This is a genomic window from Streptomyces sp. NPDC037401 (assembly GCF_055602345.1).
This window is the reverse complement of sequence record NZ_JBVJWO010000005.1, coordinates 207,864-223,054: the sequence shown is the minus strand read 5'-3', so window position 1 is coordinate 223,054 and position 15,191 is coordinate 207,864. Positions and strand designations below refer to the sequence as shown.

General features: G+C 66.1%; 27 protein-coding genes. All 27 read right to left on the bottom strand.

Translation table 11 applies throughout. From position 1 onward, the window contains the following. Positions 1–3: 3 nt before the first annotated feature. Entirely contained in the window at positions 4–867 is an 864-nt protein-coding gene (truA, locus tag ACZ7H1_RS06750) for a tRNA pseudouridine(38-40) synthase TruA (protein ID WP_470784316.1), read from the bottom strand. A 91-nt stretch (positions 868–958) separates the two neighbouring features. Next, positions 959–1,432, bottom strand: coding sequence for a 50S ribosomal protein L17 (gene rplQ / locus ACZ7H1_RS06745; RefSeq protein WP_470784312.1), 474 nt, complete (start codon positions 1,430–1,432; stop codon positions 959–961). Between the two features lie 118 nt (positions 1,433–1,550). Then, on the bottom strand, positions 1,551–2,573 hold the full coding sequence (locus ACZ7H1_RS06740) for a DNA-directed RNA polymerase subunit alpha (protein WP_007265920.1): 1,023 nt from the start codon (positions 2,571–2,573) through the stop codon (positions 1,551–1,553). A gap of 128 nt (positions 2,574–2,701) precedes the next feature. Beyond that, complete coding sequence (gene rpsK / locus ACZ7H1_RS06735; protein ID WP_003956432.1) at positions 2,702–3,106, bottom strand: 30S ribosomal protein S11; 405 nt, start codon at positions 3,104–3,106, stop codon at positions 2,702–2,704. A 68-nt stretch (positions 3,107–3,174) separates the two neighbouring features. Then, complete coding sequence (gene rpsM, locus ACZ7H1_RS06730) at positions 3,175–3,555, bottom strand: 30S ribosomal protein S13 (protein WP_470784310.1); 381 nt, start codon at positions 3,553–3,555, stop codon at positions 3,175–3,177. A 185-nt stretch (positions 3,556–3,740) separates the two neighbouring features. Beyond that, positions 3,741–3,854, bottom strand: a complete 114-nt coding sequence (gene rpmJ / locus ACZ7H1_RS06725; protein WP_003956441.1) for a 50S ribosomal protein L36 — start codon at positions 3,852–3,854, stop codon at positions 3,741–3,743. A 62-nt stretch (positions 3,855–3,916) separates the two neighbouring features. Then, positions 3,917–4,138 carry a translation initiation factor IF-1 gene (infA, locus tag ACZ7H1_RS06720; RefSeq protein ID WP_003956442.1) on the bottom strand — a complete coding sequence of 74 codons (222 nt, stop codon included), beginning with the start codon at positions 4,136–4,138 and terminating at the stop codon, positions 3,917–3,919. Positions 4,139–4,277: 139 nt separating this feature from the next. Further along, positions 4,278–5,129 carry a type I methionyl aminopeptidase gene (map, locus tag ACZ7H1_RS06715; RefSeq protein WP_470784309.1) on the bottom strand — a complete coding sequence of 284 codons (852 nt, stop codon included), beginning with the start codon at positions 5,127–5,129 and terminating at the stop codon, positions 4,278–4,280. A gap of 91 nt (positions 5,130–5,220) precedes the next feature. Further along, positions 5,221–5,868: an adenylate kinase gene (locus ACZ7H1_RS06710; protein WP_470784308.1), complete on the bottom strand. Its 648-nt coding sequence runs from the start codon at positions 5,866–5,868 to the stop codon at positions 5,221–5,223. Further along, positions 5,868–7,181 carry a preprotein translocase subunit SecY gene (secY, locus tag ACZ7H1_RS06705; protein ID WP_470784307.1) on the bottom strand — a complete coding sequence of 438 codons (1,314 nt, stop codon included), beginning with the start codon at positions 7,179–7,181 and terminating at the stop codon, positions 5,868–5,870. The genes ACZ7H1_RS06710 and secY overlap by 1 nt, the downstream gene beginning before the upstream one ends. A gap of 336 nt (positions 7,182–7,517) precedes the next feature. After that, positions 7,518–7,973 carry a 50S ribosomal protein L15 gene (gene rplO / locus ACZ7H1_RS06700; RefSeq protein WP_226734101.1) on the bottom strand — a complete coding sequence of 152 codons (456 nt, stop codon included), beginning with the start codon at positions 7,971–7,973 and terminating at the stop codon, positions 7,518–7,520. Between the two features lie 2 nt (positions 7,974–7,975). Further along, a complete protein-coding gene (gene rpmD, locus ACZ7H1_RS06695; RefSeq protein WP_053682614.1) occupies positions 7,976–8,158 on the bottom strand; it encodes a 50S ribosomal protein L30 in 183 nt (60 codons plus the stop codon). Continuing rightward, the gene (gene rpsE, locus ACZ7H1_RS06690) at positions 8,158–8,760 is read right to left on the bottom strand and encodes a 30S ribosomal protein S5 (protein ID WP_030008472.1); all 603 of its coding nucleotides are present in this window, start codon (positions 8,758–8,760) and stop codon (positions 8,158–8,160) included. Before rpsE ends, rpmD begins: the two co-directional genes overlap by 1 nt. Before the next feature lie 45 nt (positions 8,761–8,805). Further along, entirely contained in the window at positions 8,806–9,189 is a 384-nt protein-coding gene (gene rplR, locus ACZ7H1_RS06685; protein WP_470784305.1) for a 50S ribosomal protein L18, read from the bottom strand. A gap of 3 nt (positions 9,190–9,192) precedes the next feature. Then, the gene (gene rplF / locus ACZ7H1_RS06680; protein WP_351320252.1) at positions 9,193–9,732 is read right to left on the bottom strand and encodes a 50S ribosomal protein L6; all 540 of its coding nucleotides are present in this window, start codon (positions 9,730–9,732) and stop codon (positions 9,193–9,195) included. Positions 9,733–9,752: 20 nt separating this feature from the next. After that, entirely contained in the window at positions 9,753–10,151 is a 399-nt protein-coding gene (gene rpsH / locus ACZ7H1_RS06675; protein WP_005313538.1) for a 30S ribosomal protein S8, read from the bottom strand. Between the two features lie 219 nt (positions 10,152–10,370). Next, positions 10,371–10,556, bottom strand: coding sequence for a type Z 30S ribosomal protein S14 (locus ACZ7H1_RS06670; protein ID WP_003956452.1), 186 nt, complete (start codon positions 10,554–10,556; stop codon positions 10,371–10,373). A 5-nt stretch (positions 10,557–10,561) separates the two neighbouring features. Then, a complete protein-coding gene (rplE, locus tag ACZ7H1_RS06665; protein ID WP_030298216.1) occupies positions 10,562–11,113 on the bottom strand; it encodes a 50S ribosomal protein L5 in 552 nt (183 codons plus the stop codon). Then, positions 11,113–11,424 (bottom strand): 50S ribosomal protein L24, encoded by a 312-nt coding sequence (gene rplX, locus ACZ7H1_RS06660; protein ID WP_150258782.1) that lies wholly within the window; start codon positions 11,422–11,424, stop codon positions 11,113–11,115. Before rplX ends, rplE begins: the two co-directional genes overlap by 1 nt. 2 nt (positions 11,425–11,426) lie before the next feature. Then, positions 11,427–11,795 (bottom strand): 50S ribosomal protein L14, encoded by a 369-nt coding sequence (gene rplN / locus ACZ7H1_RS06655; protein WP_003956455.1) that lies wholly within the window; start codon positions 11,793–11,795, stop codon positions 11,427–11,429. 105 nt (positions 11,796–11,900) lie between these two features. After that, positions 11,901–12,182, bottom strand: coding sequence for a 30S ribosomal protein S17 (gene rpsQ / locus ACZ7H1_RS06650; protein WP_007265908.1), 282 nt, complete (start codon positions 12,180–12,182; stop codon positions 11,901–11,903). After that, entirely contained in the window at positions 12,182–12,406 is a 225-nt protein-coding gene (rpmC, locus tag ACZ7H1_RS06645) for a 50S ribosomal protein L29 (RefSeq protein ID WP_008739703.1), read from the bottom strand. The genes rpsQ and rpmC overlap by 1 nt, the downstream gene beginning before the upstream one ends. Next, positions 12,406–12,825, bottom strand: a complete 420-nt coding sequence (gene rplP / locus ACZ7H1_RS06640; RefSeq protein ID WP_030026326.1) for a 50S ribosomal protein L16 — start codon at positions 12,823–12,825, stop codon at positions 12,406–12,408. The genes rpmC and rplP overlap by 1 nt, the downstream gene beginning before the upstream one ends. Positions 12,826–12,830: 5 nt before the next feature. Next, entirely contained in the window at positions 12,831–13,667 is an 837-nt protein-coding gene (gene rpsC / locus ACZ7H1_RS06635) for a 30S ribosomal protein S3 (protein WP_470784303.1), read from the bottom strand. Continuing rightward, the gene (gene rplV, locus ACZ7H1_RS06630; protein ID WP_470784301.1) at positions 13,667–14,014 is read right to left on the bottom strand and encodes a 50S ribosomal protein L22; all 348 of its coding nucleotides are present in this window, start codon (positions 14,012–14,014) and stop codon (positions 13,667–13,669) included. The genes rpsC and rplV overlap by 1 nt, the downstream gene beginning before the upstream one ends. Positions 14,015–14,057: 43 nt before the next feature. Further along, complete coding sequence (gene rpsS / locus ACZ7H1_RS06625) at positions 14,058–14,339, bottom strand: 30S ribosomal protein S19 (RefSeq protein WP_007265903.1); 282 nt, start codon at positions 14,337–14,339, stop codon at positions 14,058–14,060. A 12-nt stretch (positions 14,340–14,351) separates the two neighbouring features. Continuing rightward, positions 14,352–15,188: a 50S ribosomal protein L2 gene (gene rplB / locus ACZ7H1_RS06620; RefSeq protein WP_470784300.1), complete on the bottom strand. Its 837-nt coding sequence runs from the start codon at positions 15,186–15,188 to the stop codon at positions 14,352–14,354. Positions 15,189–15,191 lie beyond the last annotated feature (3 nt).

Here is a 15,191-nt window from a genome sequence, read left to right as displayed (position 1 = left end):
CGGTCAGCAGCAGCCCGCCCCCGTGGCCCCGCCCGGCAGCGTCCGCATGTTGCGCGCCTGCTTGCTGCGCTCGGCCAGCAGCTCGTCCGCCGGGTAGCCGACCTCTTCGAGCGTCAGCCCGTGCGGCCGTACGACGTGCACCGAGGAGTCCCGTACGCCCGCGGCCAGCACCTTGCCCGGCCAGTCGACGGGCCGGTGCCCGTCGCCGACGTGCAGCAGCGCGCCCACCAGCGAGCGGACCATGTTGTGGCAGAAGGCGTCCGCCCGCACGGTCGCGGTGATGATGCCGTCCTCACCCCGCTCCCAGCCCAGCTGCTGGAGCGTGCGGATGGTCGTCGCGCCCTCGCGCTTCTTGCAGTACGCGGCGAAGTCGTGCTCGCCCAGCAGCGCCTGCGAGGCCTCGTTCATGGCCTCCACGTCCAGCGGCCAGTCGTGCCACAGCACGTGCCCGCGGCGCAGCGGGTCCACCCCGCCCTTGTGGTCGCCGACCCGGTAGGCGTAGCGGCGCCAGACCGCGGCGAAGCGCGCGTTGAAGCCCGCGGGCGCCTCGGCCACCTTCCACACCCGCACGTCGTGCGGCAGCCGCCCCGCGAGCCGCCGCAGCAGCTTGTCGTGGTGCTCCGCCCACACGCCCTCGGGCAGGTCGACGTGCGCCACCTGGCCGCGCGCGTGCACCCCCGCGTCCGTCCGCCCGGCAACGGTCAGATCGACCGGGTCCGGCAGCCGCATCACGGTCTGCAGCGCGGACTCCAGCTCGCCCTGCACGGTCCGCCGCGTGGCCTGCTTCGCCCAGCCGGAGAAGTCCTTGCCGTCGTACGACAGGTCCAGCCGCACCCGGACGAACCCGGGCTCCACCTCGTCACTCACCCGTAAATCCTCTCAGAACGACAGAACGGGCCCGCCCCGGGAAAGGGGCGGGCCCGTTCAGAGCCGATCAAGCAGGCGATCCGTTACCGGATCAGGCCTCCTTGGTCTCCTCGGCCGGAGCCTCGGTGGCCTCGGACTTGGCCTCGGCCTCCTTCACCGCACGCTTGGTGGCGGCCTCGGCCTCACCGGTGGCCTGCTGGGCCACGGTCAGGGCCTCGACCAGCTCGATGACAGCCATCGGGGCGTTGTCGCCACGACGGTTGCCGATCTTGGTGATGCGGGTGTAGCCACCGGGGCGGTTCTCGTAGCGCGGGGCGATCTCGGTGAAGAGCGTGTGGACGACGCCCTTGTCCGTGATCGACTGCAGCACCAGGCGACGGTTGTGGATGTCGCCCTTCTTCGCCTTGGTGATCAGACGCTCGGCGACCGGACGCAGGCGGCGGGCCTTGGCCTCGGTCGTGGTGATGCGGCCGTGCTCGAAGAGGGACTTCGCGAGGTTCGCGAGGAGCAGCTTCTCGTGCGCGGCGCTGCCGCCCAGACGGGCACCCTTGGCGGGACGCGGCATGGTGTTTCTCCTTGTGTGCTGCACCGGCCGTGCGAGGTACCGGTGTCAGTACCCCTCCCGCGGGCGCGGGAGGGGTGTACGGGGGGCTTGCGCCCTCCGCAAGTCTTACGGGTGGTGCTTAGTACTGCTCGGTCTCGACGAAACCGGCGTCCGCGTCGTCGTCGGCGCCGAAGGCGTCGGCGGCGGCGGTCGGGTCGAATCCGGGCGGGCTGTCCTTCAGGGCCAGGCCCATGCCGGCGAGCTTCGCCTTGACCTCGTCGATCGACTTCGCACCGAAGTTGCGGATGTCGAGCAGGTCGGCCTCGGAGCGGGCGACGAGCTCACCCACGGAGTGGATGCCCTCGCGCTTGAGGCAGTTGTACGACCGAACGGTGAGCTCGAGCTCCTCGATCGGCAGCGCCAGGTCGGCGGCCAGGGCGGCGTCCGTCGGGGACGGGCCCATGTCGATGCCCTCGGCGTCGATGTTGAGCTCGCGCGCCAGACCGAACAGCTCGACCAGGGTCTTGCCGGCGGACGCCATGGCGTCGCGCGGGCGCATGGCCTGCTTGGTCTCGACGTCGACGATGAGCTTGTCGAAGTCGGTGCGCTGCTCGACTCGGGTCGCCTCGACCTTGTAGGTGACCTTGAGGACCGGGCTGTAGATGGAGTCGACCGGGATGCGGCCGATCTCCTGGCCCAGCTGCTTGTTCTGGACGGCGGAGACGTAGCCGCGACCGCGCTCGACGGTCAGCTCCATCTCCAGCTTGCCCTTGCCGTTGAGCGTGGCGAGGACCAGGTCCGGGTTGTGCACCTCGACACCGGCCGGGGGCGCGATGTCGGCAGCGGTGACCAGGCCGGGACCCTGCTTGCGCAGGTACATCACGACCGGCTCGTCGTGCTCCGAGGAGACGACCAGCTGCTTGATGTTGAGGATGATGTCGGTGACGTCTTCCTTGACGCCCGGCACGGTGGTGAACTCGTGCAGGACGCCGTCCACGCGGATGCTCGTGACGGCGGCACCCGGGATGGAGGACAGGAGCGTACGGCGGAGCGAGTTGCCGAGGGTGTAACCGAAGCCCGGCTCGAGGGGCTCGATCACGAACCGCGAGCGGTACTCGTCGACGACCTCTTCGGTCAGCGAGGGACGCTGAGCGATAAGCATGTCTGTATTCCTTCAGTCGTGGACGCCCACTATTTGACGTCCGACTAGTGACAAGGGTACGGGCGGCACGACCCGATGAGGGGACGTACCGCCCGGACTCTCAAAGACGCACAGGTGCGTCCGCTGCGTCAGACGCGGCGGCGCTTCGGCGGGCGGCAGCCGTTGTGCGGGGTGGGGGTGACGTCCTGGATCGAACCGACCTCGAGGCCGGTGGCCTGGAGGGAGCGGATCGCGGTCTCGCGGCCGGAGCCGGGACCCTTGACGAAGACGTCAACCTTGCGCATGCCGTGCTCCTGCGCGCGGCGGGCGGCCGACTCGGCAGCCATCTGCGCGGCGAAGGGGGTGGACTTGCGCGAGCCCTTGAAGCCGACGTGGCCGGCGGAGGCCCAGGAGATCACGTTGCCGGACGGGTCCGTGATCGAAACGATGGTGTTGTTGAACGTGCTCTTGATGTGGGCGTGCCCGTGAGCGACGTTCTTCTTTTCCTTGCGGCGCACCTTCTTGGCAGCGCCCTGACGACCCTTGGGGGGCATCTCTTACTCCTACAGGGAGGTGGTCGGTCCTACAGCGCAAGACCGCTGGAAAGCGTGTCCGCTGAGGACTACTTCTTGCCCGGCTTCTTCTTGCCGGCGATCGCGCGACGCGGGCCCTTGCGGGTACGGGCGTTCGTGCTGGTGCGCTGACCGTGCACGGGCAGGCCACGACGGTGGCGGATGCCCTGGTAGCACTGGATCTCGATCTTGCGGCGGATGTCGCCCTGGATCTCGCGGCGGAGGTCACCCTCGGTACGGAGGTTGGCGTCCACGTACTCGCGGATCTTGATCAGGTCCTCTTCGGCCAGATCACGAACGCGGGTGTTCGGGTTCACGCCGGTGGAGGCGAGGATCTCCTTGGACCGGGTGCGCCCGATACCGAAGACGTAGGTGAGTGCGATCTCCACGCGCTTTTCGCGCGGGATGTCAACACCGGAAACGCGTGCCATTCAATGGCTCCTGTGTGTTCGGGGGTCTTCAGCAAAGCCACTCCCGATCCGCCGTATGAGGTACAGCTCGGGTCCCCGGCCCCCGCCGGAGGTGCCGCCGGCCCTTGCGGGCTGGGCGGGCTCTGCATATGTACGTACTTACGTCGCGCGAAGAACTGCGAAAGATGCAGGTCGGTCGGCGTGCGTCAGCCCTGGCGCTGCTTGTGGCGCAGGTTGTCGCAGATGACCATGACCCGACCGTGACGGCGGATCACCTTGCACTTGTCGCAGATCTTCTTGACGCTCGGCTTGACCTTCATGTGGGTGAGGTTCTCCGGGTCAGTGCCACCACCCACGCCGGAGCGGGGTGCGGGGGCAAGATCTACTTGTATCGGTAGACGATCCGGCCACGCGTCAGGTCGTACGGAGACAGCTCCACGACGACCCGGTCATCCGGGAGGATACGGATGTAGTGCATCCGCATCTTTCCGCTGATGTGCGCGAGGACCTTGTGACCGTTCTGGAGCTCCACCTTGAACATCGCGTTCGGGAGGGACTCGATCACGGTGCCCTCGATCTCGATGGCACCTTGCTTCTTGGCCACGCTTCGCCTTTCGAATCGGCTACCTTGATCAGCTCCCCGCGCGCATGAAGACATGCGGATGCAAAGGAGCCGACGAGTCAGTCTACGTCAGGGCACCCAGAAAGACGAATCCGGAAAGTTTGCCCCACAGACTAGATCATTAACCGAGCGGGTCGGGCGCCGTCGTGATCCCATACTCGGCGAGCTTCGCCTTGCCGCAGTCCGGGGACGTCAGGACGATCGGGCCGGCCTCCGTGAGGGCGATCGAGTGCTCCCAGTGGGAGGACCAGGTGCCGTCCGTGGTGATGACCGTCCAGTCGTCGGCCAGCACCTCGGTCTGGGCCGTGCCCAGGCTCACCATCGGCTCGATGGCCAGGCACACGCCCGGCACCAGCTTGATGCCCTTGCCGCGCTTGCGGGAGACGTAGTTCAGCAGGTGCGGGTCCATGTGCATTTCGGAACCGATGCCGTGGCCGCCGTAGTCCTCGATGATCCCGAACTTGCCCATGCTGTGGTCACCGGCGGCGGGGCGCGGCTGGCGCTTGATGTACTGCTCGATCGCCTTCGAGATGTCAACGAGGCGGTTGCCGAGCTTCATGGCGGCGATGCCGGCCCACATCGACTCCTCGGTCACCCGGGACAGCTCCACGAGCTCCGGCGCGTGCCCGGTGCCCACGAAGGCCGTGTAGGCCGCGTCGCCGTGCCAGCCGTCCACGATCGCGCCCGCGTCGATCGAGATGATGTCGCCGTCCTTGAGGACCGTCTTGTCGTCCGGGATGCCGTGGACGACGACCTCGTTGGCCGAGGTGCAGATGGTCGCGGGGAAGCCGCCGTACCCGAGGAAGTTCGACTTCGCACCGTGGTCCGCGATGACCTTGCGGGCCACCATGTCCAGATCCCGGGTCGTGGCGCCCGGCACGGCCGCCTCGCGGGTCGCCGCGTGGATGGCGGCGACGACCAGCCCCGCCTCGCGCATCTTCGCGATCTGCTCCGGGGTCTTGATCTGGACCATGCTGCCTCTTGCCTCTCGTGCGAATGTCTCTGCTCAACAGTACGGCCGCGGCGTCCAGAGGACACCGCGGCCGTACGGAAGGTACTGCGTACTACTTCTTCAGCGCGTCCATCGCGCGCTGCGTGACCTCGTCCACCTTGCCGAGCGCGGAGATCGTCACCAGCAGGCCCTGGGCCTTGTAGTAGTCGATGATCGGCTCGGTCTGCGTGTGGTAGACCTCCAGGCGGTTGCGGACCGTCGCCTCGGAGTCGTCACCGCGCTGGTAGAGCTCGCCGCCGCAGGTGTCGCAGACGCCCTCGGCCTTCGGCGGGGCGTACAGGACGTGGAAGACGTGCGCGGAGTCGTTGCGGCACGTCCGGCGGCCGGCGATGCGCTTGACCACCTCGTCCTCCTCGACCTCCAGGTCGAGGACGGCGTCCAGCTTCATGCCCGCGGCCTTCAGCATCACGTCCAGGGCCTCGGCCTGGGAGACGTTGCGCGGGAAGCCGTCGAGCAGGAAGCCGCCTGCGGCATCCGCCTGCTCCATGCGGTCCTTGGCCATGCCGATGGTGATCTCGTCGGGGACGAGGTCACCGGCGTCCATGAAGGCCTTGGCGCGCTTGCCCAGGTCCGTGCCCTGGCTGATGTTGGCCCGGAAGAGGTCGCCCGTGGAGATGTGCGGGATCGACAGGTTCTTGGCAAGGAACGCAGCCTGCGTTCCCTTGCCCGCACCGGGCGGCCCGACGAGGACGATACGCATCAGCGGAGGAACCCTTCGTAATTGCGCTGCTGGAGCTGGCTCTCGATCTGCTTCACGGTCTCCAGGCCCACACCCACGATGATGAGGATGCTCGTCCCGCCGAAGGGGAAGTTCTGGTTGGCACCGAAGCCGGCCAACGCCATCGTCGGCACAAGAGCGATCAGACCCAGGTACAGCGACCCCGGCCAGGTGATCCGGTTGAGCACGTAGCTCAGGTACTCGGCAGTGGGTCGACCAGCCCGGATGCCCGGGATGAACCCACCATACTTCTTCATGTTGTCCGAGACTTCCTCCGGGTTGAACGAGATCGCCACGTAGAAGAAGGCGAAGAACACGATCAGGAGGAAGTACACGGCGATGTAGTAGGGGTGGTCGCCCTTGACGAAGTGCTTCTGGATCCAGACGGCCCAGCCGGCGGTCGAACCGCTGAACTGGACGATCAGCGCCGGGATGTAGAGCAGCGACGAGGCGAAGATGACGGGGATGATGCCCGCCTGGTTCACCTTGAGCGGGATGTACGTCGACGTACCCCCGTAGGCGCGGCGGCCGATCATGCGCTTCGCGTACTGGACCGGGATGCGGCGCTGGGCCTGCTCGACGAAGACCACGAGGCCCACCATCGCGAGGCCGACCAGCATGACGACGCCGAACTCGACCCAGCCGTCGGCGATCTTGCCCTGCTCCTTGATGGCCCACAGGGAGCCGATGAAGCCGGCGGCGATCGAGATGAACATCAGGATCGACATGCCGTTGCCGATGCCGCGGTCGGTGATCAGCTCACCCATCCACATGACGACACAGGTACCGGCGGTCATGGTGATGACCATGACGACGGTGGTGAAGATCGACTGGTTGGGGACGATCTGCCCGGCGACGGGGCAACCCTGGAAGAGGGCGCCGCTGCGCGCGGTGGCGACGAGACCCGTGCCCTGGAGCACGGCGAGGGCGACCGTCAGATAACGCGTGTACTGCGTGATCTTCGCGGTACCCGACTGCCCTTCCTTCTTCAGGTTCTCCAGCCGGGGAATGACCACGGTCAGCAGCTGCAGGATGATGCTCGCCGTGATGTACGGCATGATGCCGAGCGCAAAGATAGTGATCTGGAGCAGCGCACCACCGCTGAACATCTGCATGAGGCCCATGAGGCCCTGCCCGGACCCCGCCTGGTCGAGGCAGATCTGGACGTTCTTGTAACTGACTCCGGGGATCGGGATCTGCGACCCCAGCCGGAACAGCACGATGATGCCGAGCGTGAAGAGCAGCTTCTTGCGCAGGTCGGGCGTCTTGAACGCCCGGGCGAACGCGGTGAGCACGGTGCCTCCTGCGACCCCCGCGTTACGCGCGTGAGGTGACGGTTTGGTAAGTCGGCGGTTACAGACGAGGCAGCCGCACACTGGTCGAGGGTGCAGACTGCCCGGAGATTAGCAACGCCACCTTACCCGGCGCCTGCGTAACCGTGAAACATCCAGTCTGGGCCATCGCACCCATCGGCGCCGCCCTTGCCCCGGACCGTACTGCTTTCGGTGGGTACGACCGACACGAATCACAGCCTGAAGAACGACCCCGTCAACGCCAAAAGCCTGGCCGGTACCCCTCGAAAGGGGTACCGGCCAGGCTTCTTGGTACGTGTCAGCCGGTGACGTCAGAAATTAGACGAGCTCGGTGACGGTGCCGCCGGCGGCGGCAATCTTCTCCTTGGCGGAGCCGGAAACGGCGTCAACCGAAACCTGCAGCGCCACGGAGATCTCGCCCTGGCCCAGGACCTTGACGAGGCTGTTCTTGCGCACCGCGCCACGCTCGACGAGACCGGCCACAGTGACCTCTCCACCCTCGGGGTAGAGCTCGGCCAGCTTGGCCAGGTTCACGACCTGGTACTCGGTGCGGAACGGGTTCTTGAAGCCCTTGAGCTTCGGGAGACGCATGTGGAGGGGCATCTGCCCACCCTCGAAGCGCTCCGGAACCTGGTAACGCGCCTTGGTGCCCTTGGTACCACGACCGGCCGTCTTACCCTTCGACGCCTCACCGCGACCCACACGGGTCTTCGCGGTCTTGGCACCGGGGGCGGGACGGAGGTTGTGGATCTTGAGCGGGTTGTTCTCCGCCATGATCAGTCGACCTCCTCAACCGTCACGAGGTGGCGGACGGTCTGCACCATTCCGCGGAACTCGGGGCGGTCCTCCTTGACGACCACGTCGTTCAGGCGCTTGAGCCCGAGCGAACGAAGGGTGTCGCGGTGGTTCTGCTTGCTGCCGATGTACGACTTCGTCTGCGTGATCTTGAGGCGAGCCATTACGCACCCGCCCCAGCACGTGCACGAAGCAGAGCCGCGGGGGCGACGTCCTCGAGGGGCAGACCACGGCGAGCCGCGATCTCCTCGGGACGCTGCAGGCCCTTGAGGGCCTCCACGGTCGCGTGCACGATGTTGATCGCGTTGTCGGAGCCGAGCGACTTCGACAGGATGTCGTGAACGCCGGCGCACTCCAGAACGGCGCGCACCGGGCCACCGGCGATAACACCGGTACCGGGGGAAGCAGGCTTCAGCAGGACAACGCCGGCCGCCTTCTCGCCCTGGATCGGGTGCGGGATGGTGCCCTGGATGCGGGGAACCTTGAAGAAGTTCTTCTTGGCTTCCTCGACGCCCTTGGCGATGGCCGCGGGAACTTCCTTGGCCTTGCCGTAACCGACACCTACGGTGCCGTCACCGTCGCCCACCACGACCAGCGCGGTGAAGCTGAAGCGGCGACCACCCTTGACAACCTTGGCAACGCGGTTGATCGCGACAACGCGCTCAACGTAAGCGGTCTTCTCGGCGGCAGGGCCACCGTCGCGACCCTTCCGGTCCCGCCGCTCGCCGCCACCGGCACCGCTTCCGCGGCGCTGGGGTCCAGCCATTGGATTACCTCTCTCTGTTACGTCCGTTAGTCCCGGAACCGGGGCTTAGAACTTCAGCCCGGCTTCGCGGGCGGCGTCAGCCAGAGCGGCAATGCGCCCGGCGTACCTGTTGCCACCACGGTCGAACACGACAGTCTCGACGCCGGCAGCCTTGGCGCGCTCGGCGACCAGGGCGCCGACCTGCTTGGCCTGCGCGGACTTGTCGCCCTCGCCACCGCGGATCGAAGCGTCCAGGGTCGACGCGGACGCCAGGGTGTGACCCTGGAGGTCGTCGATGACCTGAGCAACGATGTTGCGGTTGGAACGCGTCACGACGAGGCGCGGACGCTCCGCCGTACCCGACACGTTCTTGCGGATGCGGATGTGACGGCGGGCCTTCGCAGCGCGCTTGTAAGCGTCACCCTTGGCGATCTTTACACCGTATGCCATGGCTTACTTACCAGCCTTTCCGACCTTGCGGCGGATGACCTCGCCGGCGTACTTGACGCCCTTGGCCTTGTACGGGTCGGGCTTGCGCAGCTTGCGGATGTTCGCCGCAACCTCGCCGACCTTCTGCTTGTCGATGCCCTCGACCGAGAACTTGGTCGGCGACTCGACCTTGAAGGAGATGCCCTCGGGCGCCTCCACCAGGATCGGGTGGCTGTAGCCGAGCTGGAACTCCAGGTTGGAGCCCTTCGCGGCGACACGGTAACCGACACCGCTGATCTCGAGAGCCTTGACGTATCCCGTGGTCACACCGGTGATCATGTTGGCCACCAGCGTGCGGGACAGGCCGTGGAGGGCCTTGTTCTGACGCTCGTCGTTCGGACGGGTGACGTTCAGAACGCCGTCCTCGCCCTTAACGATCTCGATGGGGGCGGCAACGGTGTGCGTCAGGGAGCCCTTGGAGCCCTTGACGGTGACCGTGCGGCCATCGATGGTGACGTCCACGCCGGCGGGAACCGGGATGGGGAGCTTGCCGATACGAGACATAGCTATTCCTCCGTTCCCGACTACCAGACGTAGGCGAGGACTTCCCCACCCACGCCCTTCTTCTGCGCCTGCTGGCCGGTCAGGAGACCGTGGGACGTGGAGATGATCGCCACGCCCAGGCCGCCGAGGACCTTCGGCAGGTTGGTGGACTTCGCGTACACGCGCAGACCCGGCTTCGAGATGCGCTTGATGCCGGCGATCGAGCGCTCGCGGTTCGGGCCGAACTTCAGCTCGAGGACGAGGTTCTTGCCGACCTCGGCGTCCTCGACCTTCCAGCCGGTGATGAAGCCCTCCTGCTGGAGGATCTCCGCGATGTGCGACTTGATCTTGCTGTGCGGCATCACGACAGAGTCGTGGTACGCCGAGTTAGCGTTACGCAGACGGGTCAGCATGTCTGCGATGGGGTCAGTCATGGTCATGAATTGGCCTTCGGCCTCTCTCGCCGGGGTTTCCTGTATGCGCCATCCCTCTCCCCACTCTTTGGCGGGACGGGTGCGGTGCGGGGACCTACGGCGTAGTAAGTCGACGGGCGGCGGACGCCCAACCCCACTAGCCTACGGCATGGGGGATCGGGCCTCCGCCGACCCAGATGCTTACCGAGAGTTCCTGAAACCCTTGCGTCCTAGGGACGGAAGGAGTTACCAGGAGCTCTTGGTCACGCCCGGCAGCTCGCCACGGTGAGCCATCTCACGAAGGCACACGCGGCACAGGCCGAACTTGCGGTACACGGAGTGGGGGCGACCGCAGCGCTGGCAGCGGGTGTACGCACGCACACCGAACTTGGGCTTGCGGGCAGCCTTCGCGATGAGAGCCTTCTTCGCCATCTCGCTTACGCCTCCTTGAAGGGGAAGCCGAGGTGACGAAGGAGCGCGCGGCCCTCGTCGTCGTTGGTCGCCGTGGTGACCACGGTGATGTCCATACCCCGGGTACGGTCGATCTTGTCCTGGTCGATCTCGTGGAACATGACCTGCTCCGTGAGACCGAAGGTGTAGTTGCCACGGCCGTCGAACTGCTTCGGCGACAGACCACGGAAGTCACGGATACGCGGCAGCGCGAGCGACAGCGTACGGTCCAGGAACTCCCACATGCGGTCACCACGGAGGGTGACGTGGCAGCCGATCGGCTGACCCTCGCGCAGCTTGAACTGCGCGATGGACTTGCGGGCCTTCGTGACGGCCGGCTTCTGACCGGTGATCGTCGTCAGGTCGCGGATGGCGCCGTCGATCAGCTTGGAGTCGCGGGCGGCGTCGCCCACACCCATGTTGACCACGATCTTCACGAGGCCGGGGATCTGCATGACGTTCTCGTAGGAGAACTCCTCACGCAGCTTGCCCGCGATGTCCTCGCGGTACTTCGTCTTGAGACGCGGAGTGGTAGCCATCAGATGTCCTCACCCGTCCGCTTGGCAACGCGGATCTTGTTGCCCTCGTCGTCGAAGCGGTAGCCGACGCGGGTGACGACCTTCTTGCCGTCCTTCTCCACAACCAGCTGAACGTTGCTGACGTGGACCGGGGCCTCGGTGATCACAATGCCACCGGCCTGGTTCTGCGCAGCCTTGGTGTGCTTCTTGACCCGGTTGACACCCTCGACGAGGACACGGTTCTCAGCGGGGAAGGCAACGATGACCTTGCCCTGCTTGCCCTTGTCCTTACCGGTGATGACCTGGACCAGGTCGCCCTTCTTGATCTTCATGCTTACAGCACCTCCGGCGCGAGCGAGATGATCTTCATGAACTTCTTCTCGCGCAGCTCACGGCCGACGGGGCCGAAGATACGGGTGCCGCGAGGGTCGCCGTCGTTCTTCAGAATGACGGCGGCGTTCTCGTCGAAGCGGATGTACGAGCCGTCCTGGCGGCGGCGCTCCTTGACGGTGCGAACGATGACCGCCTTGACGACGTCACCCTTCTTCACGTTGCCACCGGGGATCGCGTCCTTGACGGTGGCGACGATGACGTCACCGATGCCCGCGTAGCGGCGACCGGAACCACCGAGAACACGGATGCAAAGGATCTCCTTGGCACCAGTGTTGTCGGCGACACGCAGTCGCGACTCCTGCTGGATCACGTCTATCTCCTGTTTGTCTGCCGGTTCCCGGCGGGGGCTTCACTCCGGAGAGCGTCGCCCCCACCGAGCCTGGCGGAACGAACCTAAGGGAAACCCCTCAGGTGCTTACTTGGCCTTCTCGAGGATCTCGACGATGCGCCACCGCTTGGTCGCCGACAGCGGACGCGTCTCCATGATGAGGACGCGGTCGCCGACGCCTGCAGCGTTCTGCTCGTCGTGCGCCTTGAGCTTGTTCGTACGGCGGATGACCTTGCCGTACAGGGCGTGCTTGACGCGGTCCTCGACAGCGACGACGACGGTCTTGTCCATCTTGTCGCTGACGACCAGACCCTCACGGGTCTTGCGGAAACCGCGCTCGGTCTTCTCAGTCACGTTGTTCTCGCTCATCAGGCGCTCTCCACCGTCTCGATACCGAGCTCACGCTCGTGCATCAGGGTGTAGATGCGAGCGATGTCCTTACGGACGGACTTGAGCCGGCCGTTGTTCTCCAGCTGACCCGTGGCCGCCTGGAAGCGGAGCTTGAACAGCTCCTCCTTGGCCTCGCGCAGCTTGCCAACGAGCTCCTCGTTGCCGAGCTCACGCAGCTCGGACGCCTTGGTTCCCGTCGCCATCACGACTCACCTGCCTCGCGCCGAACAATCCGGCACTTCATCGGAAGCTTGTGAGCAGCGCGGGTGAGCGCCTCACGAGCAATCTTCTCGTTCGGGTAGGACAGCTCGAACATGACCCGGCCCGGGTGCACGTTCGCGATCCACCACTCGGGAGAACCCTTACCGGAACCCATGCGGGTCTCGGCAGGCTTCTTCGTGAGGGGACGGTCCGGGTAGATGTTGATCCAGACCTTGCCGCCACGCTTGATGTGACGGGTCATCGCGATACGAGCCGCCTCGATCTGGCGGTTCGTCACGTACGCCGGGGTCAGCGCCTGGATGCCGTACTCGCCGAACGAGACCTCAGTACCGCCCTTGGCCATACCGCGGCGCTTGGGGTGGTGCTGCTTGCGGTGCTTGACCCTACGAGGGATCAGCATGTCGGTCAGGCCTCCGTTCCGGTGCTCTCAGCCGGAGCGGCGGCAGCGGCCTCGGCCTTGGGGGCCTCGGCAGCAGCAGCCTGCTGCGGCTTGCGGCCGCCACGGCCGCCACGCTCGCCGCCACGGCCACCACGGCCGGCCGGACGGTCGGCACCGGCACCACGGGCCGGGCGGTTACCCGCACGGGCCGCAGCGTTCTCGGCGCGAACCTCGGCGATGTTCTTGACGTCGCCCTTGTAGATCCAGACCTTCACACCGATACGGCCGAAGGTGGTCTTGGCCTCGAAGAAGCCGTAGTCCACGTTCGCGCGCAGCGTGTGCAGCGGCACACGACCCTCGCGGTAGAACTCGGAGCGGGACATCTCGGCGCCGCCGAGGCGACCGCCACACTGGATCTTGATGCCCTTGGCGCCGGCCTTCATCGTGCCCTGCATGCTCTTACGCATGGCGCGACGGAAGGAGACGCGGGAGGAGAGCTGCTCGGCAACGGCCTGGGCGACCAGCTGAGCGTCCATCTCGGGGTTCTTGACCTCGAGGATGTTCAGCTGGACCTGCTTGCCCGTGAGCTTCTCGAGGTCGCCGCGGATGCGGTCGGCCTCGGCGCCACGGCGGCCGATGACGATGCCCGGACGAGCGGTGTGGATGTCCACACGCACGCGGTCACGGGTGCGCTCGATCTCAACCTTCGAGATGCCGGCGCGCTCCATGCCGGACGTCATCATCCGACGGATGGCGACGTCTTCCTTGACGTAGTCCTTGTACAGCTTGTCGGCGTACCAACGCGACTTGAAGTCGGTGGTGATGCCGAGCCGGAACCCGTGCGGGTTTACCTTCTGGCCCATTACCGGGTTCCTTCCTTGCTGCTGACGACCACGGTGATGTGGGAGGTCCGCTTGCGGATCCGGTAGGCACGGCCCTGAGCACGCGGACGGAACCGCTTCAGGGTCGGGCCCTCGTCAACAAACGCCTCACTGATGATCAGCGAGGAGGCGTCCGTGTGGTTGTAGTTGTGCGCGGCGTTGGCAATGGCGCTGTCAAGCACCTTGCCGACCGGCACAGACGCGGCCTGCGGGGCGAAACGCAGGACCGCCTGGGCCTCCGTGGCGTCCATGCCACGGATGAGGTCCACCACACGGCGGGCCTTCATGGGCGTGACGCGGATGTACCGCGCCTGGGCCCTGGCTTCCATGGTTGTCCCTTCGATGTAAGTCATTAGTCGTTCCACCCCGCGATTAGCGGCGCTTCGACTTCCGGTCGTCCTTGACGTGGCCGCGGAAGGTGCGAGTCGGCGAGAACTCGCCGAGCTTGTGGCCGACCATGGACTCGGTGACGAACACCGGGACATGGGTCTTGCCGTTGTGCACCGCGATGGTGTGACCCAGCATGCTGGGGATGATCATCGAGCGACGGGACCAGGTCTTGATGACGTTCTTGGTGCCGGCTTCGTTCTGGGCGTCCACCTTCTTTACGAGGTGGTCGTCGACGAAGGGCCCCTTCTTGAGACTGCGCGGCATCTAAACCCGCTCCTAGCGCTTCTTGTTCGTCTTGCGGCGGCGGACGATGTACTTGCTCGAAGCCTTCTTCGGCGAGCGAGTACGACCCTCCTTCTGACCCCACGGGGAGACCGGGTGGCGACCACCGGAGGTCTTGCCCTCACCACCACCGTGCGGGTGGTCAACCGGGTTCATGGCAACACCGCGAACGGTCGGGCGAACGCCCTTCCAGCGCATACGGCCGGCCTTGCCCCAGTTGATGTTCGACTGCTCGGCGTTGCCGACCTCGCCGATCGTGGCGCGGCAGCGCACGTCGACCAGACGGATCTCACCGGACGGCATACGGAGGTGCGCCATGGCACCTTCCTTCGCCAGCAGCTGCACGGAGGCACCCGCGGAACGGGCGAACTTGGCACCGCCACCGGGACGGAGCTCGATCGCGTGGATCGTGGTACCGACCGGGATGTTACGGAGCGCCAGGTTGTTACCGGGCTTGATGTCGGCCGTCGGGCCGTTCTCGATCCGGTCGCCCTGGTTCAGGCCGCGCGGAGCGATGATGTAGCGCTTCTCACCGTCTGCGTAGTGCAGCAGAGCGATGCGAGCGGTGCGGTTGGGGTCGTACTCGATGTGCGCGACCTTGGCCGGCACGCCGTCCTTGTCGTGACGACGGAAGTCGATCACACGGTAGGCGCGCTTGTGTCCGCCACCCTGGTGGCGAACGGTGATCCGACCGGCGTTGTTACGGCCGCCCTTGCTGTGCAGCGGGCGAACCAGCGACTTCTCCGGCGTGGACCGCGTGATCTCGACAAAGTCGGCGACGCTGGAGCCACGACGGCCCGGAGTCGTCGGCTTGTACTTGCGGATACCCATTTC

Excerpts from the sequence above, each read along its gene's own strand:
- rplQ (WP_470784312.1), bottom strand. The coding sequence starts at position 1,432 with ATGCCGCGTCCCGCCAAGGGTGCCCGTCTGGGCGGCAGCGCCGCGCAC.
- ACZ7H1_RS06740 (WP_007265920.1), bottom strand. The coding sequence starts at position 2,573 with ATGCTTATCGCTCAGCGTCCCTCGCTGACCGAAGAGGTCGTCGACGAG.
- rpsK (WP_003956432.1), bottom strand. The coding sequence starts at position 3,106 with ATGCCCCCCAAGGGTCGTCAGGGCGCTGCCAAGAAGGTGCGCCGCAAG.
- rpsM (WP_470784310.1), bottom strand. The coding sequence starts at position 3,555 with ATGGCACGCGTTTCCGGTGTTGACATCCCGCGCGAAAAGCGCGTGGAG.
- rpmJ (WP_003956441.1), bottom strand. The coding sequence starts at position 3,854 with ATGAAGGTCAAGCCGAGCGTCAAGAAGATCTGCGACAAGTGCAAGGTG.
- map (WP_470784309.1), bottom strand. The coding sequence starts at position 5,129 with ATGGTCCAGATCAAGACCCCGGAGCAGATCGCGAAGATGCGCGAGGCG.
- ACZ7H1_RS06710 (WP_470784308.1), bottom strand. The coding sequence starts at position 5,868 with ATGCGTATCGTCCTCGTCGGGCCGCCCGGTGCGGGCAAGGGAACGCAG.
- rplO (WP_226734101.1), bottom strand. The coding sequence starts at position 7,973 with ATGGCGGAGAACAACCCGCTCAAGATCCACAACCTCCGTCCCGCCCCC.
- rpmD (WP_053682614.1), bottom strand. The coding sequence starts at position 8,158 with ATGGCTCGCCTCAAGATCACGCAGACGAAGTCGTACATCGGCAGCAAG.
- rpsE (WP_030008472.1), bottom strand. The coding sequence starts at position 8,760 with ATGGCTGGACCCCAGCGCCGCGGAAGCGGTGCCGGTGGCGGCGAGCGG.
- rplR (WP_470784305.1), bottom strand. The coding sequence starts at position 9,189 with ATGGCATACGGTGTAAAGATCGCCAAGGGTGACGCTTACAAGCGCGCT.
- rplF (WP_351320252.1), bottom strand. The coding sequence starts at position 9,732 with ATGTCTCGTATCGGCAAGCTCCCCATCCCGGTTCCCGCCGGCGTGGAC.
- rpsH (WP_005313538.1), bottom strand. The coding sequence starts at position 10,151 with ATGACCATGACTGACCCCATCGCAGACATGCTGACCCGTCTGCGTAAC.
- ACZ7H1_RS06670 (WP_003956452.1), bottom strand. The coding sequence starts at position 10,556 with ATGGCGAAGAAGGCTCTCATCGCGAAGGCTGCCCGCAAGCCCAAGTTC.
- rplE (WP_030298216.1), bottom strand. The coding sequence starts at position 11,113 with ATGGCTACCACTCCGCGTCTCAAGACGAAGTACCGCGAGGACATCGCG.
- rplX (WP_150258782.1), bottom strand. The coding sequence starts at position 11,424 with ATGAAGATCAAGAAGGGCGACCTGGTCCAGGTCATCACCGGTAAGGAC.
- rpsQ (WP_007265908.1), bottom strand. The coding sequence starts at position 12,182 with ATGAGCGAGAACAACGTGACTGAGAAGACCGAGCGCGGTTTCCGCAAG.
- rpmC (WP_008739703.1), bottom strand. The coding sequence starts at position 12,406 with ATGGCGACGGGAACCAAGGCGTCCGAGCTGCGTGAGCTCGGCAACGAG.
- rplP (WP_030026326.1), bottom strand. The coding sequence starts at position 12,825 with ATGCTGATCCCTCGTAGGGTCAAGCACCGCAAGCAGCACCACCCCAAG.
- rpsC (WP_470784303.1), bottom strand. The coding sequence starts at position 13,667 with ATGGGCCAGAAGGTAAACCCGCACGGGTTCCGGCTCGGCATCACCACC.
- rplV (WP_470784301.1), bottom strand. The coding sequence starts at position 14,014 with ATGGAAGCCAGGGCCCAGGCGCGGTACATCCGCGTCACGCCCATGAAG.
- rpsS (WP_007265903.1), bottom strand. The coding sequence starts at position 14,339 with ATGCCGCGCAGTCTCAAGAAGGGGCCCTTCGTCGACGACCACCTCGTA.
- rplB (WP_470784300.1), bottom strand. The coding sequence starts at position 15,188 with ATGGGTATCCGCAAGTACAAGCCGACGACTCCGGGCCGTCGTGGCTCC.